The 23,822-nt window shown below is 71.3% G+C and carries 21 protein-coding genes and 1 pseudogene; 11 read left to right on the forward strand and 11 right to left on the reverse strand.

Annotated features, from left to right (window positions below; all coding sequences use genetic code 11):
* Nucleotide 1: 1 nt before the first annotated feature.
* From AB0H86_RS36375 to AB0H86_RS36385, 3 genes are read right to left on the reverse strand one after another with little or no spacing between them, the layout of a single operon-like run.
* Complete coding sequence (locus tag AB0H86_RS36375; RefSeq protein ID WP_362448984.1) at nucleotides 2-1,750, reverse strand: L-aspartate oxidase; 1,749 nt, start codon at nucleotides 1,748-1,750, stop codon at nucleotides 2-4.
* Nucleotides 1,747-2,739, reverse strand: coding sequence for a pantoate--beta-alanine ligase (panC, locus tag AB0H86_RS36380; RefSeq protein ID WP_362448986.1), 993 nt, complete (start codon nucleotides 2,737-2,739; stop codon nucleotides 1,747-1,749). Before panC ends, AB0H86_RS36375 begins: the two co-directional genes overlap by 4 nt.
* On the reverse strand, nucleotides 2,736-3,674 hold the full coding sequence (locus tag AB0H86_RS36385; RefSeq protein WP_362448988.1) for a DUF2520 domain-containing protein: 939 nt from the start codon (nucleotides 3,672-3,674) through the stop codon (nucleotides 2,736-2,738). Before AB0H86_RS36385 ends, panC begins: the two co-directional genes overlap by 4 nt.
* Before the next feature lie 183 nt (nucleotides 3,675-3,857).
* On the opposite strand from AB0H86_RS36385, the gene AB0H86_RS36390 reads away from it, so the two are divergent.
* Entirely contained in the window at nucleotides 3,858-5,081 is a 1,224-nt protein-coding gene (locus AB0H86_RS36390; protein ID WP_362448990.1) for a beta-eliminating lyase-related protein, read from the forward strand.
* 214 nt (nucleotides 5,082-5,295) lie between these two features.
* A pseudogene (locus AB0H86_RS36395) lies at nucleotides 5,296-5,482 on the forward strand (helix-turn-helix domain-containing protein); the annotation flags it as partial.
* 77 nt (nucleotides 5,483-5,559) lie between these two features.
* Here the strand turns inward: AB0H86_RS36395 and AB0H86_RS36400 are convergent.
* Both AB0H86_RS36400 and AB0H86_RS36405 read right to left on the reverse strand, forming a co-directional pair.
* Nucleotides 5,560-6,231 (reverse strand): response regulator transcription factor, encoded by a 672-nt coding sequence (locus AB0H86_RS36400; protein WP_362448992.1) that lies wholly within the window; start codon nucleotides 6,229-6,231, stop codon nucleotides 5,560-5,562.
* Nucleotides 6,232-6,335: 104 nt separating this feature from the next.
* Nucleotides 6,336-7,538, reverse strand: a complete 1,203-nt coding sequence (locus AB0H86_RS36405) for a sensor histidine kinase (RefSeq protein WP_362448994.1) — start codon at nucleotides 7,536-7,538, stop codon at nucleotides 6,336-6,338.
* Nucleotides 7,539-7,656: 118 nt separating this feature from the next.
* On the opposite strand from AB0H86_RS36405, the gene AB0H86_RS36410 reads away from it, so the two are divergent.
* Nucleotides 7,657-8,733 carry an SAM-dependent methyltransferase gene (locus AB0H86_RS36410; protein WP_362448996.1) on the forward strand — a complete coding sequence of 359 codons (1,077 nt, stop codon included), beginning with the start codon at nucleotides 7,657-7,659 and terminating at the stop codon, nucleotides 8,731-8,733.
* Here AB0H86_RS36410 and AB0H86_RS36415 read toward each other — a convergent pair.
* Nucleotides 8,698-9,849 carry an NADH-quinone oxidoreductase subunit D gene (locus AB0H86_RS36415; protein ID WP_362448998.1) on the reverse strand — a complete coding sequence of 384 codons (1,152 nt, stop codon included), beginning with the start codon at nucleotides 9,847-9,849 and terminating at the stop codon, nucleotides 8,698-8,700. The genes AB0H86_RS36410 and AB0H86_RS36415 overlap by 36 nt on opposite strands.
* A 31-nt stretch (nucleotides 9,850-9,880) precedes the next feature.
* On the opposite strand from AB0H86_RS36415, the gene AB0H86_RS36420 reads away from it, so the two are divergent.
* Both AB0H86_RS36420 and AB0H86_RS36425 read left to right on the forward strand, forming a co-directional pair.
* Nucleotides 9,881-10,384 (forward strand): PH domain-containing protein, encoded by a 504-nt coding sequence (locus AB0H86_RS36420; protein WP_362449000.1) that lies wholly within the window; start codon nucleotides 9,881-9,883, stop codon nucleotides 10,382-10,384.
* Nucleotides 10,381-11,754 (forward strand): PH domain-containing protein, encoded by a 1,374-nt coding sequence (locus AB0H86_RS36425; RefSeq protein WP_362449002.1) that lies wholly within the window; start codon nucleotides 10,381-10,383, stop codon nucleotides 11,752-11,754. Before AB0H86_RS36420 ends, AB0H86_RS36425 begins: the two co-directional genes overlap by 4 nt.
* 34 nt (nucleotides 11,755-11,788) lie before the next feature.
* Here AB0H86_RS36425 and AB0H86_RS36430 read toward each other — a convergent pair whose 3' ends face one another.
* Together AB0H86_RS36430 and AB0H86_RS36435 are read right to left on the reverse strand one after the other, a co-directional pair.
* Nucleotides 11,789-13,210: a hypothetical protein gene (locus tag AB0H86_RS36430; RefSeq protein ID WP_362449004.1), complete on the reverse strand. Its 1,422-nt coding sequence runs from the start codon at nucleotides 13,208-13,210 to the stop codon at nucleotides 11,789-11,791.
* A gap of 285 nt (nucleotides 13,211-13,495) precedes the next feature.
* The gene (locus AB0H86_RS36435) at nucleotides 13,496-14,623 is read right to left on the reverse strand and encodes an alpha/beta hydrolase-fold protein (RefSeq protein ID WP_362449006.1); all 1,128 of its coding nucleotides are present in this window, start codon (nucleotides 14,621-14,623) and stop codon (nucleotides 13,496-13,498) included.
* 172 nt (nucleotides 14,624-14,795) lie between these two features.
* On the opposite strand from AB0H86_RS36435, the gene AB0H86_RS36440 reads away from it, so the two are divergent.
* The 6 genes from AB0H86_RS36440 (at nucleotide 14,796) to AB0H86_RS36465 (ending at nucleotide 20,188) form a co-directional block, all read left to right on the forward strand.
* Nucleotides 14,796-16,607, forward strand: coding sequence for a phosphatidylglycerol lysyltransferase domain-containing protein (locus AB0H86_RS36440; protein WP_362449008.1), 1,812 nt, complete (start codon nucleotides 14,796-14,798; stop codon nucleotides 16,605-16,607).
* Between the two features lie 386 nt (nucleotides 16,608-16,993).
* Nucleotides 16,994-17,884, forward strand: a complete 891-nt coding sequence (gene folP / locus AB0H86_RS36445; protein ID WP_362449010.1) for a dihydropteroate synthase — start codon at nucleotides 16,994-16,996, stop codon at nucleotides 17,882-17,884.
* The gene (locus tag AB0H86_RS36450; RefSeq protein ID WP_362449012.1) at nucleotides 17,881-18,384 is read left to right on the forward strand and encodes a nuclear transport factor 2 family protein; all 504 of its coding nucleotides are present in this window, start codon (nucleotides 17,881-17,883) and stop codon (nucleotides 18,382-18,384) included. Before folP ends, AB0H86_RS36450 begins: the two co-directional genes overlap by 4 nt.
* A gap of 293 nt (nucleotides 18,385-18,677) precedes the next feature.
* Entirely contained in the window at nucleotides 18,678-19,037 is a 360-nt protein-coding gene (folB, locus tag AB0H86_RS36455; protein ID WP_362449014.1) for a dihydroneopterin aldolase, read from the forward strand.
* Nucleotides 19,034-19,645, forward strand: a complete 612-nt coding sequence (gene folK, locus AB0H86_RS36460; protein ID WP_362449016.1) for a 2-amino-4-hydroxy-6-hydroxymethyldihydropteridine diphosphokinase — start codon at nucleotides 19,034-19,036, stop codon at nucleotides 19,643-19,645. Before folB ends, folK begins: the two co-directional genes overlap by 4 nt.
* Nucleotides 19,646-19,702: 57 nt before the next feature.
* On the forward strand, nucleotides 19,703-20,188 hold the full coding sequence (locus tag AB0H86_RS36465; RefSeq protein WP_362449018.1) for a DUF3180 domain-containing protein: 486 nt from the start codon (nucleotides 19,703-19,705) through the stop codon (nucleotides 20,186-20,188).
* A 27-nt stretch (nucleotides 20,189-20,215) separates the two neighbouring features.
* Here the strand turns inward: AB0H86_RS36465 and folE are convergent, their stop codons facing one another.
* From folE to hpt, 3 genes are all read right to left on the reverse strand, one after another.
* Entirely contained in the window at nucleotides 20,216-20,821 is a 606-nt protein-coding gene (gene folE, locus AB0H86_RS36470; RefSeq protein WP_362449020.1) for a GTP cyclohydrolase I FolE, read from the reverse strand.
* 154 nt (nucleotides 20,822-20,975) lie between these two features.
* Nucleotides 20,976-23,015, reverse strand: coding sequence for an ATP-dependent zinc metalloprotease FtsH (gene ftsH / locus AB0H86_RS36475; RefSeq protein ID WP_362449167.1), 2,040 nt, complete (start codon nucleotides 23,013-23,015; stop codon nucleotides 20,976-20,978).
* A gap of 207 nt (nucleotides 23,016-23,222) precedes the next feature.
* Nucleotides 23,223-23,783 carry a hypoxanthine phosphoribosyltransferase gene (hpt, locus tag AB0H86_RS36480; protein WP_362449022.1) on the reverse strand — a complete coding sequence of 187 codons (561 nt, stop codon included), beginning with the start codon at nucleotides 23,781-23,783 and terminating at the stop codon, nucleotides 23,223-23,225.
* Nucleotides 23,784-23,822: the final 39 nt, after the last annotated feature.

The following is a 23,822-nucleotide window of genomic DNA, read 5'->3' on the forward strand; positions in this document are numbered from 1 at the left end:
GTCACTGCTCCTGAAGGCGCTGGCGGTGCTGCCGGGTCGGGGGGAAGTCTGCGGTATCGGTGGTGTGTACGGCGAGTGTGCGGTCCGGATTGAGCCGTACGACGATGTGGCGGCGCCACGCGGTGTCGTCGCGCTCGGCGTGGTCCTCGCGCCAGTGGCAGCCCCGGGTCTCCTCGCGCAGGCGCGCGGCGGCGACCAGGACGCGGGCCACGCACAGGAGGTTGGTGGCCTCCCAGGTGTCGACGCCGGGCTCGGCGGTCTTGCCGTTCTCGTCGAGGGCGCCCCGGGCGTCGGCGTGCAGGCGCTGGAGGGCGTCCGCGGCGGTGGCCAGGGACTGGGCGGAGCGCAGGACGCACGCGCCGCGCGTCATGATCCGCTGGATCGCGAACCTGGACTCCGGTGCGAGCAGGGGGTGGGCGGGCGTCTCGGGGTGCTCGACCGGCGCGGGCACGCGCGCGTGGAGACCGTTCACGGCGCGGCTCTCCGCGATGTCGGCGGCGATGCGCTCGGCGTAGACCAGCCCTTCCAGGAGGGAGTTCGACGCGAGCCGGTTCGCGCCGTGCACGCCGGTGCAGGCGACCTCGCCGCACGCGTAGAGGCCGGGAACGGTGGTGCGACCGTGCTCGTCGGTGCGGACGCCGCCGGAGGCGTAGTGGGCCGCCGGGGCGATCGGGATGGGCTCGTGGACCGGGTCGATGCCGTGGGCGCGGCAGGCGGCGAGGATCGTCGGGAAGCGGTGCTCCCACATGTCGGCGCCGAAGTGCCGGGCGTCCAGGAACATGTGCTCGGCGTCCTGCTCCTGCATGCGGCGCATGATGCCCTTGGCGACGATGTCCCGCGGCGCGAGTTCGGCCAGTTCGTGCTGGCCGACCATGAAGCGCACACCTTGGGCGTCCACCAGGTGGGCGCCTTCGCCGCGGACCGCCTCGGAGACCAGGGGCTGCTGGCCCTCCGCGTCCGCGCCCAGGAACAGCACGGTGGGGTGGAACTGCACGAACTCGAGGTCGGAGACCTCCGCGCCCGCGCGCAGGGCGAGCGCCACTCCGTCGCCCGTCGAGACGGACGGGTTGGTGGTCGCCGAGAAGACCTGGCCCATGCCGCCGGTCGCGAGGACCACCGCGGGGGCGTGCACGGCACCCACGCCGTCGTGCTGGCCCTCGCCCATGACGTGCAGGGTCACTCCGGCGGTACGGCCGTCGGCGTCCGTGAGCAGGTCCAGGACGAGCGCGTTCTCGATCGTGCGCAGCCCTCGCGCGCGCGTGCCTGTCGGCATCGCCTCGTTGACCGCCTCGACGAGCGCCCGGGAGATCTCGGCGCCGGTCGCGTCGCCGCCGGCGTGCGCGATGCGGCGGCGGTGGTGGCCGCCCTCGCGGGTGAGTTCCAGTCGTCCTTCGGCGGACTCGTCGAAGTGGGCGCCCGTCTCGATCAGCCGGCGGACGGCGTCGGGGCCCTCGGTGACGAGGAGCCGTACGGCCTCCTCGTCGCACAGGCCCGCGCCCGCGACGAGCGTGTCGTCCAGGTGCTGTTCGGGGGTGTCGCCCTCGCCAAGGGCCGCGGCGATGCCGCCCTGCGCCCAGCGGGTGGAGCCGTCGTCGAGGCGGGCCTTGGTGACGACGACCGTGTTCAGGCCGGCGGCCTCGCAGCGCAGGGCCGCGGTGAGGCCGGCGACTCCGGAGCCGACGACCACGACGTCCGCGGTGATGGACCATCCGGGGGCGGGCGCGTGCAGTCGTATGCCTGTGCTGGTCACGAGGCGGCTCCGAAGGTGAGGGGAATGTTGTCGATCAGCCGGGTCGTCCCGACCCGGGCGGCGACGGCGAGAACTGCCTCGCCGGTGAAGTCGTCCTCGATCTCGGTGAAGTCGGACGGGTCGACGAGCGCCAGGTAGTCCAGGGCGAGCGGCGGATCCAGACGGGCGGCGTCGTCGAGGACCAGCCGGGCGGCCGCGCGGACGGTCGCGGGGCCGCCCGGGGCGGCCTTGGCGACGGCGTGGGTGTCGGCGGCGGCCCGGGACTCCCCTATGGCGCTCAGGGCCTCGGCACGCGCACGCGTGGCGGGCACCTCACGGGCCCGGGCGCGCAGTGCCTCCTGCGCCGCGTGCCGGTCGCCGCCCGCGAACAGCGCGCGGGACAGCGCGAGGGCGGTGCGCCGCTCGGTCGGCGAGAGGTAGCGGTTGCGGCTGGACAGGGCCAGCCCGTCCTCCTCGCGCACGGTGGGCACGCCGACGATCTCGATGCCGAAGTTCAGGTCCCGCGTCATCCGGCGGATCAGGGCGAGTTGCTGGGCGTCCTTCTGGCCGTAGAGCGCCGCGTCGGGGCGGGTGAGGTGGAGCAGCTTGGCGACGACGGTGAGCATGCCGTCGAAGTGGCCGGGCCGCGCACCGCCCTCCAGGCGCTCCCCCATGGGTCCGGCGCTGACCCGGACCTGGGGCTCGCCGCCCGGATAGACCTCGTCGACGGCGGGCGCGAAGACGACGTCCGCGCCCGACTCCTCGGCGATCTTGAGGTCGGCCTCCAGGGTGCGCGGGTAGCGGTCGAGGTCCTCGCCCTCGCCGAACTGCAGGGGGTTCACGAAGACCGTGACGACGACCTCACCGTCGGGTCCCGCGATCTCGCGCGCGGTGCGGATCAGCGTGGCGTGCCCCTCGTGCAGGGCGCCCATGGTCATCACGACGGCGCGGCGGCCTCCGCGCGCGCGGGCCCGCAGTTCGGCGGCGGTGCGCAGCAGGACGGTGGTCATCGGGCGTCCCCTTCGGTGCCGTCGGTCCTGTCTGTCCCGTCGGCGAGTACCCCGAGAAGGTCCTCCGCGAGTTCCGGCTTCAGCAGGCCGTGGGCGAGCGCCCGGTCCGCCGTGGTGCGGGCCATCGCCAGGTAGCCGGCGACGGCCTGCGGGGCGTGCTTGCGCAGCTGTTCGACGTGGGCCGCGACAGTGCCCGCGTCGCCCCGCGCGACGGGGCCGGTGAGGGCCGCGTCGCCGGAGCGCAGGGCGTTGTCGAGGGCGGCGCCGAGCAGCGGGCCGAGCATCCGGTCGGGAGCCTCGACACCGGCCGCGCGCAGCAGCTCCATGGACTGCGCGACCAGCGTCACCAGGTGGTTGGCGCCCAGCGCGAGCGCCGCGTGGTAGAACGGCCGCATCTCCTCGGCGATCCACTCGGGTTCGCCGCCCATCTCGATGACGAGGGCCTCGGCGGCCAGCCGCAGTTCCTCGGGCGCGGTGACGCCGAAGGAGCATCCGGCCAGACGCTGCACGTCAACGGGCGTGCCGGTGAAGGTCATCGCCGGGTGCAGGGCCAGTGGCAGCGCGCCCACGCGCAGGGCGGGGTCCAGGACCTTCGAGCCGTATCGCCCTGAGGTGTGCACCAGCAGCTGTCCCGGCCGTACGGCACCGGTCTCGGCGAGCCCTTCGACGAGACCGGGCAGGGCGTCGTCGGGGACGGTCAACAGCACCAGGTCGGCGCGCTCCATGACCTCGGCGGGCGGGACGACCGGCACGTCGGGCAGCAGCTGCGCGGCCCGGCGCCGGGAGGCGTCCGAGACCCCGGAGACGGCCACCGGACGGTGCCCGGCGAGCTGGAGGGACGCGGCCAGCGCGGGGCCCACGCGGCCGGCACCGACGACACCGACGGTGAGCCGCGCGGGGCGGTCCTGGGGATCCGGCTGTTGGAATGTACTCACGCGACGGCGGCCTCCCCGTTCCAGTCCGCTCTGGGTACCGGACGATTTCTCGTCATGTTAACGCGATTGGTTCGAGGGGTGTCCGGTTGTCCACAGGCTGTGGGTTTCCGTACACCGGGTGCCCACTTGCGAAAGTACGGAAATCCGGATGCCCGCATGGAGGGCCACCGGCATGATCCGGGCATGAGCGATACGGCGGAGCAGGCAGCGAACGCAATCGGGCCGACGCAGGTCTCGGGTGAGGAGGAGCCCGAGCGGGTCTCCGACGAGGAACGGCGTACACGGCGCAGGGAGCGACGCATCGCCGCCGTCCGAGGCGCTGAACGCGTCCTCGCCCGCCTGGGCCTCCTCGGCACGCTGAGGGAGCGCCTGGCCCTGCTGGACGCGGCGGCGGACGTGTACGACCTGGACGAGACGTCGGACATGTACGGCAACGGCGTGGTCGAGGCCCTGGAGGAGAAGGTCGCGGGCCTGCTCGGCACCGAGGCCGCCGCGTTCTTCCCGACGGGCACGATGGCCCAGCAGGTGGCCCTGCGCTGCTGGGCGGGCCGCACCGGTGACGCGACGGTCGCCCTGCATGGGCTGGCCCACCCGGAGTCGCACGAACGGAACGCGTTCAGCCAGGTCAGTGGATTGCGCCCGGTCCGGGTCACGAGTGAGCCCCGGCTGCCGACCGCGGACGAGGTACGCGACTTCGACGAGCCCTTCGGGGCGCTGATGCTCGAACTCCCCCTCAGGGACGCCGGTTTCGTGCTGCCTTCCTGGGAGGAGCTCACCGAGGTGGTGGCGGCGGCCAGGGAACGCGACGCGGTGGTCCACTTCGACGGGGCCCGCCTGTGGGAGTCCACCGTGCACTTCGGCCGCCCCCTGGAGGAGATCGCGGCCCTGGCGGACAGCGTCTACGTGTCGTTCTACAAGTCCCTCGACGGATACGGCGGAGCGGCCCTGGCCGGCCCCAGGACGCTGGTCGAGGAGGCGAAGGCCTGGCGGCACCGGTACGGCGGCACGCTCTTCCAGCAGTTCCCGACCGCGCTGTCGGCGCTGATCGGCCTGGAGCGGGAGCTGCCCCGGCTGCCGGTGTACGTGGCCCACGCGCGCGTGGTGGCCGACGCGTTGCGCACGGGGTTCGAGGCGGCCGGGGTGCCGTGGGCGCGCGTCCACCCAGAGGTGCCGCACACCCACGACTTCCAGGTCTGGCTGCCGTACGACGTCGATGTCGTCTCGGAGGCCGCGGTCCGGCAGGCCGAGGAGACGGGGACCCTGCTGTTCGCCAACCCCTGGGACCAGAAGGGCCCCGGTCTGGCCTGTACGGAGGTCTACGTACGGGCGGCCGGCCTGGAGTGGACGCGCGACGACGTGAGGTCGGCGGTCGCGGACTTCGTCTCCAGGCTGGCCGATCCCCGCTGACCGAAGGACCGTCAGGTGGTCAGGTGTCAGCGGGCGGAACGGGACCGGGGACGCAGCCGGCGGCGCACGGCAAGGCGTATCCGTCCGTGGGCCGGGCGCTCGGCGAGGGCCGCCCGGAACGCGTGACGGTCACTCACTTCGCGGACGACCTGCCAGTCGTGGGCGCCGCGCGCGGGCGGCGCCGGTTCACCGAGCCGGTCGGCGCGGTACGTGCAGTTCGCACACCACGAGCGAGCAGGCCCAGGTGCACGGCGTGACGGCCCCCGAGATATCCCGGCACCTGGGTGTGCTGAAGAAGGCTGATCACCACGCGGCGCCGCGGCCGGTACGTCCTGCACCAACTGGACGTCACCGTGGTGGCCCGGCTGGGCAGCGACTTCCTGGAAGGAATCCTGCGCTGACCGCTGACCGCTGACCGCTGACCGCCGACCGCCGACCGGAGCCCCCAGCCGTCAGCGTCAGCGTCAGCCGCCAGCCGCTAACCGTGCCCGCCCGCGCGCACCAGCCCCGTCTCGTACGCCAGGACGACCACCTGCACCCGGTCCCGGAGCCCCAACTTGGTCAGGATGCGGCCCACATGGGTCTTGACGGTCGCCTCGGACAGCACGAGCCGGGCCGCGATCTCACCGTTGGACAGGCCCTGCGCGACCAGGATCATGACCTCGCGTTCCCGTCCGGTGAGCCGCTCCAACTCCTTGTGCTGGGGCTCCTTGCCGGCGCTCGGCAGCAGCGGCGCGAAGCGGTCGAGCAGGCGGCGCGTGGTCGACGGCGCCACCACCGCGTCACCGCTGTGCACCGCGCGGATGGCCGCCAGCAGTTCACCGGGCGGCACGTCCTTGAGCATGAAGCCCGAGGCGCCCGCCTTCAGCCCGGAGAACGCGTACTCGTCGAGGTCGAAGGTGGTGAGGATCAGCACCTTCGGCGGGTCGGACTCCAGGCAGATGCGGCGGGTGGTCTCCACACCGTCCAGCTTCGGCATACGGACGTCCATCAGGACGACGTCCACGGCCGTCGAACGCAGCACCTGAAGAGCCTCCACGCCGTCACCCGCCTCCGCGACGACGTCCATGTCCGGCTGCGCTGCGAGCACCATCCGGAACCCGGTGCGCAACAGCACCTGGTCGTCGACGAGCATCACGCGGATCGTCATCGGGGCCTCTTCCGTTCTCTGTCCGTCGGGGGTTCGTAGGTCGTAGGGGGTTCGTCGGGGGTCCGTGGGGGGCGTTACAGGTGTCAACACGGGGCGCGTGGACGTCAGTGCGCCGGTTTGAGAGGGAGCAGCGCACTGATGCGGAATCCTCCGCCGGGACGCGGGCCGGCGTCCAGGGTGCCGCCGACCATGCCGATCCGCTCACGCATGCCGATCAGGCCGTGCCCCCTGCCGTCGACACCGCCCTCCTCGTACAGCTCGTGCGGGGCGCCCTTGCCGTCGTCCTCGACGAGCAGGCCGAGCCCGTCGTCGAAGTAGACCAGCCGGACGCTGGCACCCGCGTTCGGCCCGCCGTGCTTACGGGTGTTGGTCAGGGCCTCCTGGACGATGCGGTACGCGGTGAGCTCGACGCCGCTGGGCAGCGGGCGCGGGGTGCCCTCGACCTTGAAGTCGACGGGCAGTCCGGAGCCGCGGCACTGCTCGACGAGGTCCTCGATCTGCTCCACGTCGGGCTGCGGGACGTACTCGCCGCCCTCCTGGTGCTCGCCGGTGCGCAGCACGCCCAGCAGGCGGCGCATCTCGGCGAGGGCCTGGCGGCCGGTGGAGGAGATCGTCTCCAGGGCCTTTTTCGCCTGGTCGGGGGCGGCGTCGAGGACGTAGGCGGCGCCGTCGGCCTGGACCACCATGACCGACACGTTGTGCGCGACGACGTCATGCAGCTCGCGGGCGATCCGGGCCCGCTCGGCGGCGACCGCGACCTTCGACTGTGCCTCGCGCTCCTTCTCCAGACGGGCGGCCCGCTCCTCCAACTGCGCGAAGTAGGCGCGGCGGGTGCGGATCGAGTCGCCGAGCACCCAGGCGAGCGCGAACGGCACCGTCAGGAAGATCATTTGCGCGACGTTGCCCAGGGCGCCCGAGTCGGCGTTCGGCCAGCGCAGCTGTGCCACGGTGGCCGCGCACAGGCCCGTGGCCAGCGCGAGCCGCGAGGCCCAGCGGGCGCCCGTCGCCGCCACGGTGTAGACGATCACCAGCAGGGCGAAGTCGGCGGGCGACGTCTCGACGTCCAGCACGACCTGCGTCACTCCGAGGCCGAGGGCCAGCAGGAGCATCTTCTCCGGCATCCGCCGGCGCAGCGCGATCACCAGGCACAGCAGAAGCACGATCGGCACGATCACACCCGGGGAATCGGTGCCCCGGGTGCCGTGGCGGGCCTCTTCACCCGCCACGGAGATCCCGAAGAGGAAGACGGCCCAGAAGCTGTCGACCCATGTCGGGTGCCTGCGGAGAAAGTCGTAGAGGCGCTGCACGTAACCCAGCGTAGGGAAGCGAGATGCGTGCAGGGGTCAACCGGAGGGCCGATCCGTAGCCCCCGCGCATACTCCGCAAGGTGGAGGCTCCGTTCCTCTGTGCGCCTAGCCTGACGACGTGACGGAGGAAAACGGAGGGACGACGAGGGACGGTTGGCGCGGCTGGCGGGCCGCCACGGAGGCCGCGCTCTACGGTCCGGAGGGCTTCTACCGAGGGCCTGAGGGACCGGCCGGGCACTTCCGTACGTCCGTGCACGCGTCGCCGCTGTTCGCGGAGGCGGTGGCCAGGCTGCTGTGCCGGGTCGACGAGGCGCTGGGCCGGCCGGCGGAGCTCGACTTCGTCGACATGGCCGCGGGGCGCGGCGAGTTGGCGGCGGGCGTGCTCGCCGCGCTGCCCGCCGAGGTGGCCGCCCGCGCGCGTGGGTACGCCGTCGAGATCGCCGAGCGACCCGCGGACCTCGATCACCGGATCGAGTGGCTGGCCGAGCCCCCGCAGGGGGTCACCGGGCTGCTGTTCGCCAACGAGTGGCTGGACAACGTGCCCGTGGACGTCGCCGAGGTGGACTCCGCGGGCGTACCGCGGCTGGTACGCGTACGGGAGGACGGGCGGGAGCGCCTGGCGGAGCCGGTCCGCGGCCCGGCGGCCCAGTGGCTGACCCGGTGGTGGCCGCTGCCGGCCGAACAGGGGCTGCGGGCCGAGATCGGGCTGCCCAGGGACGAGGCGTGGGCGGCGGCGGTCGCCACCGTGGAGCGGGGGCTCGCGGTGGCGGTGGACTACGCGCACACGGTGGACGCGCGCCCCCCGTTCGGAACGCTCACCGGCTTCCGGGACGGGCGGGAGACGGCACCCGTGCCGGACGGCTCGTGCGACCTCACGGCGCATGTCGCGCTGGACGCGTGCGCGCTGCCCGGAGGGCGCCTCCTGAGTCAGCGCGCCGCCCTGCACGCCCTGGGCCTCACAGGCGCACGCCCCCCGCTCGCGCTGGCATCCACCGACCCCACGGCCTACGTGCGCGCCCTCGCGAGCGCCGGGGAGGCCGCCGAGCTCACCGCGACGGGCGGACTCGGCGACTTCGGGTGGCTGCTCCAGCCGGTCGCACTCCCGGACGCGCCCCCGGGAGACCTGCTTGTCACCCGTCCCGGAGACGTGCCGGGAGACCTACTTGTCGATGTCCCCGACCACGAAGAACAGTGACCCCAGGATCGCCACCATGTCCGCCACCAGCGTGCCCGGCAGCAGTTCCACGAGCGCCTGGATGTTGTTGTACGACGCCGAGCGCAGCTTCAGCCGGTACGGGGTCTTCTCGCCCTTGCTGACCAGGTAGTAGCCGTTGATGCCGAGGGGGTTCTCGGTCCACGCGTACGTGTGGCCCTCGGGCGCCTTGAGGACCTTGGGGAGCCGCTGGTTGATCGGCCCGGGCGGCAGGTCGGCGAGCCGGTCGAGACAGGCGTCGGCCAGGTCGAGGGCGTTGTGGGTCTGCTCCAGGAGGATCTCGAAGCGGGCGAGGCAGTCGCCCTCCGTCCGGGTGACCACCTTGAGGGTGTCCTGGAGCTCCCCGTATCCGAGGTACGGCTCGTCCCGGCGCAGGTCGAAGTCGACGCCCGAGGCGCGCGCGATCGGCCCGCTCACTCCGTAGGCGTGCACAGCCTCCGGTGCGAGGACGCCCACGCCCCGGGTACGCCCCCGGAAGATCTCGTTGCCGAGCACCAGATCGTCGAACCGGTCCATACGGGAGCGCACGGCGGCGACGGCGGCACGCGCGCGGGTGGCCCATCCGGCCGGCAGGTCCTCCTTGAGACCGCCGACGCGGTTGAACATGTAGTGCATACGGCCCCCGGAGACCTCCTCCATCACGTTCTGGAGCACCTCGCGCTCCCGGAACGCGTAGAAGACCGGCGTGATGCCGCCGAGCTCCAGCGGATACGAGCCCAGGAACATCAGGTGGTTCAGCACCCGGTTCAGCTCGGCGAGCAGGGTGCGGGTCCACACCGCGCGCGGGGGCACCTCCATGCCGAGCATGCGCTCCACACCGAGGACCACGCCCAGCTCGTTGGAGAACGCCGACAGCCAGTCGTGGCGGTTGGCGAGCATGATGATCTGGCGGTAGTCACGCGCCTCGAACAGCTTCTCCGCGCCGCGGTGCATATAGCCGATCACCGGCTCCGCGTGCTGGATCCGCTCGCCGTCCAGGACGAGCCTGAGGCGCAGCACACCGTGCGTGGACGGGTGCTGAGGGCCGATGTTGAGCACCATGTCGGTGCTCTCCGCGGCGCCGCCGATTCCGACCATGGTCTCCGTCGTGGGAGTCATGCACTCAGTCTCTCCTACGTACGCTGGCGGTATGGAGACGGGGAGCGCGCCAGATACGGGGACCGCAGGTGACGAGCCGGTGTGGACCGGGCTGCCGCCGAGGCTGCTGAGCATGCGGCGGCTTCTGCTGGTGGTGTGGCTGGGGCTGCTGGCCCTGGGGCTGGGCCTGCTGCTCGGGCTGCTCGTCGAGCCCGAGTGGGCCGCCTTCGCGCTGCTGCCGCTGGTGCTCATGGCGTGGGGCTGGGTGATGCTCGGCCGCAACTGGCGCTCCTGGCGCTATGCCGAACGCGCCGACGACCTGCTGATCAGCCGGGGCGTGCTGTGGCAGGAGGAGACCGTCGTGCCGTACGGGCGGATGCAGCTGGTCGAGGTCACCTCCGGGCCCGTGGAACGTCACTTCCGGCTGGCCAGCGTGCAGCTGCACACAGCGGCCGCGGCGACCGACGCGACCATCCCGGGGCTCGACCCGGCCGAGGCGGAACGGCTGCGCGATCGGCTCAGCGAGCTCGGCGAGGCCCGATCGGCGGGGCTGTGACCGCGCCGGGCGTCGAGGGCGGCGTACTCGAGGAGCGGCCCCTCATCGAGCGGCGGCTGCACCCCGTGACACCGCTCAGACGGGCGTGGGCGCCGATCGCGGTGCTCATCGGGTGGGCGGTGCACGATCCCGACCAGGCGCAGCGCCAGTTGACCAGGCTGACCACCACCACGCTGCTGATAGCGCTCGCCGTACTCGTTCCGGCCGCCGCCCTCTACGGCTTTCTGACCTGGTGGTTCACCCACTTCGCGGTGACCGACACCGAACTGCGCATCCGGACCGGCCTGTTGTTCCGGCGCACCGCGCACATCCGGCTGGAGCGGATCCAGGCGGTCGACGTCACCCAGCCGCTGCTCGCGCGGGTCGCGGGCGTCGCGAAACTCAAGCTCGACGTCATAGGCGTGGACAAGAAGGACGAACTGGCCTTCCTGGGCGAGGACGAGGCGCGGGCGCTGCGCGCTGAACTCCTCGCACGCGCCGCCGGTTTCGCGCCCGAGACGGCGCACGAGGTCGGCGAGGCACCCTCCCGCGAGCTGCTGCGCGTGCCGCCGCGGGTCCTCGCCGTCTCCCTGCTGCTGACCGGCGCGACCTGGGGCACGCTGGCCGCCGCGCTCGTCGTACCGCCGTTGCTGTGGCTGGCCACCCACAGCGTGTGGACGGTCCTCGCGACCGGTGTGCCGCTGCTGGGCGCGGCGGGCGCGACCAGTGTGGGGCGGTTCGTCGGCGAGTACGACTGGACGGTCGGCGAGTCGCCGGACGGACTGCGCATCGACCACGGGCTGCTGGACCGTACCCACGAGACGGTGCCGCCGGGGCGCGTGCAGACCGTACGGATCGTGGAGCCGCTGTTGTGGAGGCGATGGGGGTCCCCCCGCTCGAGCGAAGCCGAGAGTGGGGGAGGCTGGGTGCGGGTCGAGCTGGACGTGGCCGGGTCGTCCAACTCGGTGCTGGTGCCGGTCGCTCCGCGCGCGGTCGCCGAATCGGTCGTCGCGCGCGTGCTGCCCGGGGTGACCGTCCCGCCGCCGTCGGCGCTGTCCCGGCCGCCCCGACGGGCCGGGCGGTGCCGGCCGGTGTGGTGGCGCGGGTACGGACTCGCCGTCAACGACAGCGTGTTCGCGGCGCGGCACGGACTGCTGAGCCGCAGCCTGTCGCTCGTCCCGCACGCGAAGGTGCAGAGCGTACGGCTCGCTCAAGGGCCGTGGAAGCGCCTGTGGCGGGTCGCCGACGTCAAGGTGGACACGGGGGCCAACAAGACGGTGACGGCCCGCCTGCGGGACGCAGGAGAGGCCGCGGAGCTGCTGCGGGCGCAGGCGGAGAGATCGCGGACGGGACGGCGTGACGCGCGGCCGGACCGGTGGATGGCGTCCTGACCACCGGTGGCCGGCGGGGTGGAGGCGGCAGCCGTCAGGACACCGCGCTCCGCAGTCCCTGCAGGTCGATCTGTTCCGTCTCGTCGTGGGCCGTCAGGTCGATCACCTGGCCGACGCCCCGCGACTCCTCGTTCGCCGTCTTGAACTCGGCCTCGGACTCGGCCTTGTGGAGGGCGAGCGCCTCCTGGCCGACCACGTCGGCGAGGTCCTCGTTCTGCACGGCCTCCAGGGCGGCCGGCTCGGCCCCCTGCTTCGTACCGAAGAAGTCGAAGTCCCCCTCGACCGTGGGGCGTCGCACCGGAGTCGACGGTACGACCGCCACCGCGGTCGGCGCGACGAAGTGCCCGGAGGGCTGCCGGACGGGCTGGGCGCCCCTGGCCGTGAGGGTGGCGGTCGCACGCTCATGCGCGTCGACCGCCTCGGGCTTCCCCCGCGCCTCGTCCTCCTGCGCGGCCTCCGGCTTGTTGTTCCCGGCGGCACCGGCAGCGGCCCCCTCGGCGGAGCCGACCTTCACCGACGCACCGTCCGAGGCACCCTCATGCCCGCCTTTGGGCACGCCCCTCGGCCTGTCCTTGGGCCTGTCCTTGGCGAGGCCCTTGGACGCGATGTTCTTTGAGGCGATGCTCTTGACCTCGCCGGCCATGACGGGCTCGCCGGGCTCGACGTCGGTGAGCTCGACATCCGTGACGGGGGCGGCGGCCTCGTCGGCCCCGGCGGTCACGGCGGTCACGGCGGTCACGGCGGTCACGGCATCCGCCGTTTCGACGTCCGTCGCTTCGGCATCCGTTGCTTCGGCTTCCTCAGACTCGGCGCCCTCAGACTCCGCGTCCTCCGCTTCGGCCTTCGCCGTACCGTCGCGCTCGTCGCGCTCGTCGCGCGCATCGCCTTCGTCGCCCTCGTCGCCGAAGCGCGCCAGCGCGCCCTTCGCCCGCAGGTACAGCTGCGAACCCGTCGGCGAGAAGGCGGCGGGAGCCGCGCCCTCTGTGCCCTCTGCGGCTTCCGCCGTCTCCGCGCCCTCCACCGCCTCGTCGGCCGTCGACTTCGCCGGGGCAGCCACAGCCCCCGCCTCCTCGGCGGACGCGGCCGGCGCCGGCAGCAGCTCGCGGGCCGGAACCGCGGTCTCTATCTCCAGCAGCCGGCGGCCCTCCAGGGCGCTCGCCCGCTCGGTCTCCGCCGTGGCGTACCGCCGCAGCAGCGCCGCGTGTTCGTTGCGCAGTCCCGCCAGCTCCGACCGCTTGGCCCGCAGTCGCTGCTCCAGCTTGACCCGTAGCTCGCGCGACTCCTCCAGGTCGCTCTCCAGTTCGGCGACCCGCTCCTCGTACCGCCACTCGTCGCCCGCCCGCGCGCGTGTGAGGTCGGCGACCTGTTTGCCCGCCTGCGTGTCCCAGTGGCGCATCACGACCGCTCCGACGATCGCCGTCGCCGCGGCGGCCGCGGCCAGTCCTCGGAGCGCCATCGGCTGGGTGAACACCCAGGGGCCTAGCGCGCAGACAAGGGACACGCCAGCGATCGCCGACGGGGGTAGCAGCCTGTGCAAGGGCGGGGAATGGCGGTGACGTCCACGTGGCATGGCCAGAAACTTACCGCGCGTAGGCGAATCATGGTGCCCCGGCCCGTAAAAAGACAGCCATCCCGCAGCCTTCACACGTCATCAGGAATCAGATCTGTCACTGAATTCGGCAGGAACGACGGGATTGGCGGGACGGGGTCGGCAAGAAGGGCGAGATCCGCAAGATCGTTTTCAGTGGCCGGCAAGTCGTCCGCTGATCCACTGAAGCGTCGGCGGAATCTCCCGCCGCCAGGTGTTGAAGTTGTGCCCGCCGCTTTCGAGGATGACCGACGAGATGCGGGTCAGACCTGTGTCCTTCACCCGCTCTATGAACTTCAGCGTGTCCTTGTAGTTCGGCTCGCCGACCTTGCTGCTGGTGACGAGCAGTGAAGTGTCGGACGCGGGCATGTGTTTGAGGTACCACCACAGGTTCGCGCGGTCGCGCAGTCCCTTGTCGCCGTGGAAGAGATCGCCCGTGGTGGGGTCCTTGGGCGCGTCGTAGTACGCCGACAGGCCCGCCCCGGCGGCGTACACCCCAGGGTGGTGCAGGGCGAGCTTCAGCGCGCAATAGCCGCCCGTGGAGTCACCGATGATGCCCCAGCTGCCCGGTTTCCGGCCCACCCTGTAGTGCGCCAGTACGGCGTCGGGCAGGTCCTTGGCGAAGAACGACTCGGTCTGCGGCCCCCCTGGGATGTCCACGCACTCCGTGTCCCGCGGCGGCGCCACCGTCGGCCGCAGCATCACCAGGATCATCGGCTGCATACGGCCGTCCTGGGCGAGATCCAAAGCCGTGCGCGGGTAGTGGAGTTTGCTCACCAGCGCCTGTGCGGTACCCGGATAACCGGTGAGGACGACGGCCGCGGGAAAGGTACGGGTGCGGTATCGCGGCTGGAAGTACTCAGGCGGCAGGTAGACGTACGCGCGCGTGGCGATGTTTGTCGTACGGCCGACGATGTCGACCTTCTCGATCTGCCCGCCCGACGACGGTCGGAGCCCGGTCGCCCCTCGCACCCTTCCCGTCTCGATCACCTGAAGGGGCCCGCCCGAAGGAGCGCCGGTGGTGTGGTCGACGACCACACCCTGGGAGGTCTCCCGCCCGAACAGGTCCGCCCAGGAGGCGTAGAACCCGAAAGCCTGGTTGGCGGCGAGGCCCACCGAAACGAAGAGCACCAACTGGGTCGCGAGTAACAGTCCCACGCGCCCGCCGACGGCCCGCCAGGACCGCCGGGCCAGCTTTGGCCACAGCCACACCGTGCCGGCGAACAGCACAACGGCCGCCAGAACCGCCAGTGCCAGCGTGTTGTTGCTTGTGAGACCCATTGGTTGCTTCCGCTTTCCTCGCCCTTTGAACCAGCTTTGAAGAGATGAGTGAACCTCTCCGTGCAAGACACCGTCCTAGAGGGCGCAATGTCGCCGGATGCCCGAATCGGTACCGGATCCAAGGTCTCTCGCAGAACTACAGGATGCGATGTCTGTCAGGACAGATGAGGAAATGTCGGGCCTGGTTCCGGCCCGACCACACCGGGTGGGGCGCGTACTCCGTGGCCCGCGCCCCGAAGCCGTACCCGCCCTCGTCGGCAGAGCGTGTGCCCTCGTAGGCCTTCTGGACATCGCCGCGGGCGTCTTCCCGCGCTTCCGGCACAGCCGTATGCACACCCTCGCCGAGGTGTTGCCCGGCGCGCTCGGGCCGTTCGCCGCCGCGCTCTCGCTCAGCGCCGGCGTCCTGTTGCTGCTGCTCGCCCACGGGCTCAAGCGCCACAAGCGCCGGGCCTGGCGCGCGGCCGTGGTGCTGCTCCCGGCCGGCGCGGTGGCGCAGTTCACGTACCGGCACTCCCTGGTGGGCGTGCTCATCTCGCTCGCGCTGCTCGCGCCCCTGCTGCGCCACCGCGACCAGTTCGCGGCGCTGCCCGACCCGCGCAGCCGGTGGCGCGCGCTCGCCAACTTCGTCCTCATGGGCGCCGGTTCCCTGGTCCTCGGACTGGTCATCGTCAGCGTCCACGCGGAACGCATGGTGGGCGACCCGAGCCTGGCCGATCGCATTACGCACGTCCTGTACGGCCTGTTCGGCTTCGAGGGCCCGGTCGACTACCAGGGCAACACCTCGTGGACGGTCGCCTTCTCCCTGGGCGCCCTCGGCCTGCTCACCGCCGTCACAACGATCTACCTGGCCTTCCGGCCCGAACACCCCGCCGCGCGCCTCACGGAGGAGGACGAGGTTCGTCTGCGCGCCCTGCTGGACAAGCACGGCGGCCGCGACTCCCTGGGCCACTTCGCGCTGCGGCGCGACAAGGCCGTCGTCTTCTCGCCCAGCGGCAAGGCCGCGGTGACCTACCGGGTCGTCTCCGGCGTGATGCTCGCCAGCGGTGACCCGATCGGGGATGTGGAGGCCTGGCCGGGCGCCATCGAACGCTTCATGGACGAGGCCACGGCCCACTCCTGGACCCCCGCCGTCATGGGCTGTTCCGAGACCGGCGGCGAGGTCTGGACCCGGGAGACCGGCTTGGACGCCCTCGAACTGGGTGACGAGGCGGTGGTGGACGTCGCGGATTTCTCCCTCGCCGGCCGCGCGATGCGCAATGTGCGACAGATGGTCAAGCGCATCGAGCGTGCCGGTTACGAAACCCGGGTACGGCGCGTCCGTGACCTCGGGGAGGCCGAGCTGGAGCGGATCCGCCGCGCTGCGGAGGACTGGCGCGGCACCGACACCGAGCGGGGCTTCTCCATGGCGCTCGGCCGCATCGGCGACCCGGAGGACGGCGACTGTCTCATCGCCACCGCCCACAAGGTGGACGACCAGCCCGGTCCGTACGGGGACCTGAAGGCGATCCTGCACTTCGTGCCCTGGGGCACGGACGGCGCCTCCCTGGACCTGATGCGCCGCGACCGCTCGGCCGACCCCGGCATGAACGAGCTGCTGATCGTGGCCGCCCTCCAGGCGGCCCCGCGCCTCGGCATCACGCGCGTGTCGCTCAACTTCGCGATGTTCCGCGCCGCACTCGCGCGCGGCGAGAAGATCGGCGCGGGCCCGGTGCTGCGCGCCTGGCGCGGGCTGCTGGTCTTCCTCTCGCGCTGGTTCCAGATCGAGTCCCTGTACAAGTTCAACGCGAAGTTCCAGCCACGCTGGGAGCCGCGCTTCGTCGTCTACCGCGCGTCCGGCGACCTGCCGCGCATCGGCTTCGCCGCCATGCAGGCGGAGGGCTTCGTCAACCTCGCCCTCCCGTTGCCACGCTTCCTGCGCCGCCGTACGACCCCCGCGCGCGCGTGCGCCCACGGCACGGAACGGAGTGTCAGAGCGGCGGTCTGACGACGCCGTCCGGCGTCCTGACGAAGACCCTCCGAGCCGCCTGGCGACCACGCGCGGGCGGCTGACGACAACGTGCGCGCCCGCCTGGCGACCACGTGCGGGCGGCCTGACGACCACGTGCGCGCCCGCCTCACGAAGACGGTCCGGGCCGCCTGACGACCACGCGCGGGCCGCTTGACGACAACGTGCGCGCCCGCCTGACGAAGAGGGTCCGGGCCGCCTCACGAAGCGGACCAAGGCCGAGGCCGGCCGCGGCCACCGAGACCGGCCCGAGCGGAAGCCCCGCCCCCTCCTCCAGCCGGGGGCTTCCGCTCGGGTCTCACCCCGGCCCGTCGCATCGGCCGGGCCCGGGCCCTGTGACCCCGCCCTGGGCCTACGCTGAACGTATGAGCAAGCAGAGCGGACGCGGGCGCGTCGCGGGCCTTCCGGAATGGGGCCGCTGCGCGGTCATGGGAGTCGTGAACGTCACCCCCGATTCCTTCTCCGACGGCGGCCGCTTCTTCGACACCCTGACCGCCGTCAAGCACGGCCTCGCCCTCGTCACCGAGGGCGCCGACCTGGTGGACGTCGGCGGCGAGTCCACCCGTCCCGGCGCCAGCCGGGTCGACGAGGCCGAGGAGCTCAAGCGCGTCATCCCGGTCGTCCGCGGTCTCGCCTCCGAGGGCGTCACCGTCTCCGTCGACACCATGCGCGCCTCCGTCGCCGAACAGGCCCTCTCGGCCGGCGCCGCCCTCGTCAACGACGTCAGCGGCGGCCTCGCCGACCCCGCGATGATCCCGGTCGTCGCCGACGCGGGCGCCCCCTTCGTCGTCATGCACTGGCGGGGCTTCCTGGAGGGCGGCAACGTCAAGGGCGTGTACGCGGACGTCGTGGCCGAAGTCGTCGACGAACTGCACGCGCGCGTGGCGGCCGTCCTCGACGGCGGAGTCGCCCCCGACCGCGTCGTGGTCGACCCCGGCCTCGGCTTCTCCAAGGACGCCGAACACGACCTCACCCTCCTCGCCCACCTCGACCGTCTGCTCGCCCTCGGGCACCCCCTGCTCGTCGCCGCCTCCCGCAAACGGTTCCTGGGGCGCGTCCTGGCCGGCCCGGAGGGCGCGCCGCCACCCGCCCGCGAGCGCGACGCCGCCACCGCCGCCGTCTCCGCGCTCGCGGCACACGCCGGCGCGTGGGCGGTGCGCGTACACGAGGTGCGCGCGACCGCGGACGCGGTACGGGTCGCGCGCGCCGTGGAGGGAGCGCGCGCCGCGGGCAATGGCGCTGAAGGAGTCCGGTGAGCGCCCCCCACACGGACGTGGAAGAGGTCGAACTCGCCAACACCACCTTCTACGAGGCCATGGAACGCGGCGACTTCGAAACGGTGTCCTCGCTCTGGCTCACCCCTGCTGACCTGGGCGTCGACGAGGAGTACCACGACCCGGCCGACGTCGGTGTCGTCTCCTGCGTGCACCCCGGCTGGCCCGTGCTCACCGGCCGCGGCGAGGTCCTCAGGTCGTACGCCCTGATCATGGCGAACACGGACTACATCCAGTTCTTCCTCACCGACGTGCACGTCTCCGTCAGTGCCGACACCGCCCTGGTGACCTGCACCGAGAACATCCTCAGCGGCGGCCCCGCCCCCGAGGGCGGCGAGGAGCTCGGCCCGCTCGTCGGTCAGCTGGTGGTCGCCACCAACGTGTTCCGCCGCACACCCGACGGCTGGAAACTCTGGTCCCACCACGCCTCACCCGTTCTGGCCGAAACCGACGAGGACGAGAGCGACGACACCCCCGCCTGAGTGGGTAGGCGCCCTGCGGGGCCACCCCAGGGCCACTCCGGGGCCACCCGTGCCGACCCCACAGGGGCCAAGGAGTGGTTGGAATCACGAACCCCGGGGTATGGGCGGCTACCAGCCCGTGAGCCGTCGGGTTCTCCAGGGGAAACGCATGATGAAACCTCCTGTCCCCGGTACGGGCTCGCGCCCCCGTGGCCGGGCCCTGTCAGTGCTCGCAGGTAGATTCATTTGAGGCCGGTGTGCCGCCCGCACACGGCACGGACCGGCCGTGACCGACGATTGCAGGAGTGATTCGCGTGGATCGTGTCGCGCTGCGCGGCCTGAAGGCCCGTGGGCACCACGGTGTGTTCCCCAAGGAACGCGAGGAGGGCCAGACCTTCATCGTGGACCTCGTCCTGGGCCTGGACACCCGACCGGCCGCCGCTGACGACGACCTGGCGAAGACCGTGCACTACGGCATCGTGGCGGAGGAGGTCGTGGCCGTCGTCGAGGGCGAGCCGGTCAACCTCATCGAGACGCTCGCCGAGCGCATCGCCCAGGCCTGTCTGAAGCACGAAGGGGTCTCGGAGATAGAGGTCTGCGTCCACAAACCGGACGCGCCGATCACCGTCCCCTTCGACGACGTGACCGTCACCATCACCCGGAGCCGAGTATGACCGCGTTCTTCACCGAGGGGCCCAGCGACCCGACCGTACAGCCGGTACCCGCCTCCGTCGTCGAGCAGGTCGACGCCGCCGACACCACCCTCCACAACCCGAAACGAGCCGTGGTCTCCCTCGGCGCCAACCTCGGCAACCGTCTGGAGACGCTCCAGGGCGCCATCGACGCCCTGGAGGACACCCCCGGCGTCCGCATCAAGGCGGTCTCCCCGGTGTACGAGACGGAGCCGTGGGGCGTGGAGCCGGGCAGCCAGCCCTCGTACTTCAACGCGGTCGTGGTCCTGAAGACGACCCTGCCCCCGTCCTCCCTCCTGGAGCGGGCGCACGCCGTCGAGGAGGCCTTCCACCGCGTCCGGGACGAGCGCTGGGGCGCGCGCACCCTCGACGTCGACATCGTCGCGTACGCCGATGTCGTCACCGACGACCCGCATCTCACGCTCCCTCACCCCCGCGCCCACGAACGCGCCTTCGTGCTCGTCCCCTGGCACGACGTGGAGCCCGAGGCCCAGCTGCCCGGCCGCGGCCCGGTCGCCGACCTGCTCGACACGCTCACCCGCGACGGTGTGGAAGCACGCAAGGACCTGGAACTCCGGCTGCCCGAATAGCCGTTAAGGTCATGACGGCCACAGTCCGTGGGACCTCGGGGGAGCTGAAGGGACACCGTGAGAGAGCTGCGCATCAGGGTGCTGATCGGCGTCTTCGCCGTCGCCGGGATCTTGTCCTGGGCGGGCGCCCGCCTGTGGAACTCGGTCGGGACCCTGCCCAGCGTCCCCCTGGCCGCGCCCATCGTCCTCGGCCTGATCGCCGTGGTCCTGCTGGCCACGGCGCTGTCGATCCGCGCCCGCCTCAAGGCCCAGCGCGAGCGCCGCCCGGAGGCCAAGGGCGTCGATCCCATGATGGCGGCCCGCGCGGTCGTCTTCGGTCAGGCCAGCGCCCTGGTCGCCGCCCTGGTCTCCGGCATGTACGGCGGCACCGGGGTCTTCCTGTTGGAGTCCCTGGACATCCCCGCCCGCCGCGACCAGGCCATCTACGCCGGCTTCTCGGTCCTCGCGGGCATCGGCGTCATAGTGGCGGCCATCTTCCTGGAGCGCGTCTGCAGGCTCCCGGAGGACGACGACCACAACAAGGGAGCGGCATCGGCCGCGTGACGACCCGCCCGGCGATCCGGAAGCCGTCTAGCGGGCCATGATGAGGCTCATCGCCTCATTGCGGGTGGCCGCGTCCCGCAGCTGACCGCGCACGGCCGACGTCAGCGTCTTGGCACCGGGCTTGCGTATGCCGCGCATCGACATGCACATGTGCTCGCACTCCACGACGACGATGACGCCGCGCGGCTCCAGGATCTCCATCAGAGAGTCCGCGATCTGCGTGGTGAGCCGTTCCTGCACCTGCGGGCGGCGGGCGAAGACATCCACGAGACGGGCCAGCTTGGACAGGCCGGTGATCTTGCCGGTGCTGGCGGGGATGTAGCCGACATGAGCGACGCCCCTGAACGGCACGAGATGGTGCTCACACGTCGAGTAGACCTCAATGTCCTTCACGAGCACCATCTCGTCGTGCCCCGCGTCGAACGTCGTGGTCAGCACATCCTCGGGCTTCTGCGTCAGCCCCGCGAATATCTCCTGATACGCCCGCGCCACCCGCGCCGGCGTCTCCCTCAGGCCTTCCCGGTCGGGGTCCTCGCCGACCGCGATCAGCAGTTCGCGGACGGCGTTCTCTGCGCGCTTCTCGTCGAACTCGCCGATGGAGCCCTCGCCGTCCAGCGTCACGGGGTCGGTCATGTGTGGTGCCTCGTTCCTGTGCCTGTCGCGCGTGTGGGCCACGCACCATCTGTAGGCATACGAAATGCCGCGCCCCCCAGGCTAGAACCTGGGGGGCGCGGCATCCATTCCGGGCCTGGTGAGGTCACCGGGCGGGGTCCGAGGACCTGGAGAGTCAGCTCTCCGGGCGGTCCTCGGGAGCCGGTTCGGCCGCCGGGGCGGGCTCCGCCGCGGTGGCCTTCGCGGTGGAGATCGCCGGTGCCGCGCCGTTGGCGCCGTTCGTCAGTGCGAGCTCCTTGGGGGAGAGCACCGGCGGACGGGTGGACGGCGTACGCCGGGAGGACCCGGTCCAGGCCGGACGCGGGGGACGCTTGACGATGGGAGCGAAGACCTCGGCGATCTGCTCCTTGTTCAGCGTCTCCTTCTCCAGCAACTGCAGGACCAGCTGGTCGAGGACGTCGCGGTTCTCGACCAGGATCTCCCAGGCCTCGTTGTGCGCCGTCTCGATGAGCTTCTTGACCTCTTCGTCGACCAGCGCGGCGACCTCTTCCGAGTAGTCGCGCGGGTGCGACATCTCCCGGCCCAGGAACGGCTCGCTGTTGTCGCCACCGAACTTGATGGCGCCGAGTCGCTCGGTCATGCCGTACTGCGTGACCATCGCGCGGGCCGTGGTCGTGGCCTTCTCGATGTCGTTCGCAGCGCCGGTGGTCGGGTCGTGGAAGACCAGTTCCTCGGCCGCGCGGCCGCCCAGCATGTAAGCCAGCTGGTCCAGCATCTCGTTGCGCGTGGTCGAGTACTTGTCCTCGTCCGGCAGGACCATCGTGTAGCCCAGAGCACGGCCTCTCGAGAGGATCGTGATCTTGTGGACCGGATCGGAGTTCGGAGACGCCGCCGCGACCAGGGCGTGACCGCCCTCGTGGTACGCGGTGATCTTCTTTTCCTTGTCCGACATGATCCGGGTCCGCTTCTGCGGGCCCGCCACGACGCGGTCGATGGCCTCGTCCAGCATGTGGTTGTCGATCAGCTTCTGGTTGCCGCGCGCCGTCAGGAGCGCGGCTTCGTTCAGCACGTTCGACAGGTCCGCTCCGGTGAAGCCGGGGGTGCGGCGGGCGACGGCCGACAGGTCGACGTCCGGTGCGACCGGCTTGCCCTTCTGGTGGACCTTGAGGATCTCCAGACGACCCTGCATGTCCGGGCGGTCGACCGCGATCTGGCGGTCGAAACGGCCGGGACGCAGCAGCGCCGGGTCGAGGATGTCGGGCCGGTTCGTGGCGGCGATGAGAATCACACCGCCCTTCACATCGAAGCCGTCCATCTCGACGAGGAGCTGGTTCAGGGTCTGCTCGCGCTCGTCATGACCACCGCCGAGGCCGGCGCCGCGATGGCGGCCGACCGCGTCGATCTCGTCGACGAAGACGATCGCCGGGGCGTTCGCCTTGGCCTGCTCGAACAGGTCACGGACTCGGGAGGCACCGACACCGACGAACATCTCGACGAAGTCGGATCCGGAGATCGAGTAGAACGGCACTCCGGCCTCGCCCGCGACGGCGCGCGCCAGCAGGGTCTTGCCGGTGCCGGGAGGGCCGTACAGCAGTACGCCCTTGGGGATCTTCGCCCCGACGGCCTGGAACTTCGCCGGTTCCTGCAGGAACTCCTTGATCTCGTGGAGCTCCTCGACGGCCTCGTCGGACCCGGCGACGTCCGAGAACGTCGTCTTCGGGGTGTCCTTGGTGATGAGTTTCGCCTTGGACTTCCCGAAGTTCATCACCCGGGAGCCGCCGCCCTGCATCTGATTCATCAGGAACAGGAAGACGACAACGATGAGGACGAAGGGGAGCAGGGAGAGCAGGATCCCGACGAAGGCGTTCTGCTTCGTCGGCGAGACGGTATAGCCGTCCGGGATCTGCTTGTCCTGGTATTTGGTCTGCAGCGTGCCGGCGATGGTCACGCCCTGGTCGCCGATGTAGCTCGCCTGGATCTTCGAGCTGCCCTCGACCTTTTGGCCATTCTTGAGCTCGACCTTGATGGTCGACTCGTCGCCTGTTGTCAGCTTGGCCGACTCGACCTTGTTGTCATTGATCGCCTGGATCACCTGGCCGGTGTCCACCGTCTTGTAGCCACCGGACGAGCCGACGACCTGCATCAACACGACCACGGCAAGGACGGCCAGCACGATCCACATGACCGGCCCACGGAAGTATCGCTTCACGTCCATCCATACGGAGCGGTGCCGCCCCGTCCCTCCTGCCATAGTGAGTTTGATAAGACAGTTCTTCTGACGGTACCCCAGCATTGTGGACCGAAGTCGCACGGGAGGGCTGTCGAACCCGTCTGCATGCTCCAACGGCGCGAAACCCGCTGGGGTTCCCGATCGTCTTACAGGGCTTGGGCCGTCTGGCTCAGCCTGCGTACACGCGCCGGCTCAGCCGCCGTACACGTGGGGCGCGAGCGTACCGACGAACGGGAGATTGCGGTACTTCTCGGCGTAGTCGAGGCCGTAACCGACGACGAACTCGTTGGGGATGTCGAAGCCGACCCACTCGACGTCGATGGCGACCTTGGCGGCGTCGGGCTTGCGCAGCAGGGTGCACACCTTGAGGGATGCGGGCTCGCGCGAGCCGAGATTGGAGATCAGCCAGGACAGGGTCAGGCCGGAGTCGATGATGTCCTCGACGATCAGGACGTGCTTGCCCTTGATGTCGGTGTCGAGGTCCTTGAGGATCCGCACCACACCGGAGGACTGGGTGCCCGCGCCGTAGGACGACACGGCCATCCAGTCCATGGTGACGGGGGTGGACAGCGCCCGGGCCAGGTCGGCCATGACCATCACCGCGCCCTTGAGGACGCCGACGATGAGCAGGTCCTTGCCCGCGTACTCCGCGTCGATCTTCGCGGCCAGCTCAACCAGCTTCGCGTCGATCTCTTCCTTGGTGATGAGCACCGACTTGAGGTCGGCACCCATGTCTTTCGCGTCCACCCGCATCACTTTCGGTTGTCCAACCGGCTGAACGGCCCCTCCACA

The sequence above is a fragment of the Streptomyces sp. NPDC050997 genome, assembly GCF_040660135.1.
GTDB lineage: Bacteria > Actinomycetota > Actinomycetes > Streptomycetales > Streptomycetaceae > Streptomyces.

What these genes read in the sequence shown, in the direction of transcription:
- panC (WP_362448986.1), bottom strand. Translation starts at nt 2,739, where the DNA reads ATGACCACCGTCCTGCTGCGCACCGCCGCCGAACTGCGGGCCCGCGCG.
- AB0H86_RS36390 (WP_362448990.1), top strand. Translation starts at nt 3,858, where the DNA reads ATGAGCGATACGGCGGAGCAGGCAGCGAACGCAATCGGGCCGACGCAG.
- AB0H86_RS36400 (WP_362448992.1), bottom strand. Translation starts at nt 6,231, where the DNA reads ATGACGATCCGCGTGATGCTCGTCGACGACCAGGTGCTGTTGCGCACC.
- AB0H86_RS36415 (WP_362448998.1), bottom strand. Translation starts at nt 9,849, where the DNA reads ATGACTCCCACGACGGAGACCATGGTCGGAATCGGCGGCGCCGCGGAG.
- AB0H86_RS36420 (WP_362449000.1), top strand. Translation starts at nt 9,881, where the DNA reads ATGGAGACGGGGAGCGCGCCAGATACGGGGACCGCAGGTGACGAGCCG.
- AB0H86_RS36430 (WP_362449004.1), bottom strand. Translation starts at nt 13,210, where the DNA reads ATGGCGCTCCGAGGACTGGCCGCGGCCGCCGCGGCGACGGCGATCGTC.
- AB0H86_RS36435 (WP_362449006.1), bottom strand. Translation starts at nt 14,623, where the DNA reads ATGGGTCTCACAAGCAACAACACGCTGGCACTGGCGGTTCTGGCGGCC.
- AB0H86_RS36440 (WP_362449008.1), top strand. Translation starts at nt 14,796, where the DNA reads ATGTCGGGCCTGGTTCCGGCCCGACCACACCGGGTGGGGCGCGTACTC.
- folP (WP_362449010.1), top strand. Translation starts at nt 16,994, where the DNA reads ATGAGCAAGCAGAGCGGACGCGGGCGCGTCGCGGGCCTTCCGGAATGG.
- folK (WP_362449016.1), top strand. Translation starts at nt 19,034, where the DNA reads ATGACCGCGTTCTTCACCGAGGGGCCCAGCGACCCGACCGTACAGCCG.
- folE (WP_362449020.1), bottom strand. Translation starts at nt 20,821, where the DNA reads ATGACCGACCCCGTGACGCTGGACGGCGAGGGCTCCATCGGCGAGTTC.
- ftsH (WP_362449167.1), bottom strand. Translation starts at nt 23,015, where the DNA reads ATGGACGTGAAGCGATACTTCCGTGGGCCGGTCATGTGGATCGTGCTG.
- hpt (WP_362449022.1), bottom strand. Translation starts at nt 23,783, where the DNA reads ATGCGGGTGGACGCGAAAGACATGGGTGCCGACCTCAAGTCGGTGCTC.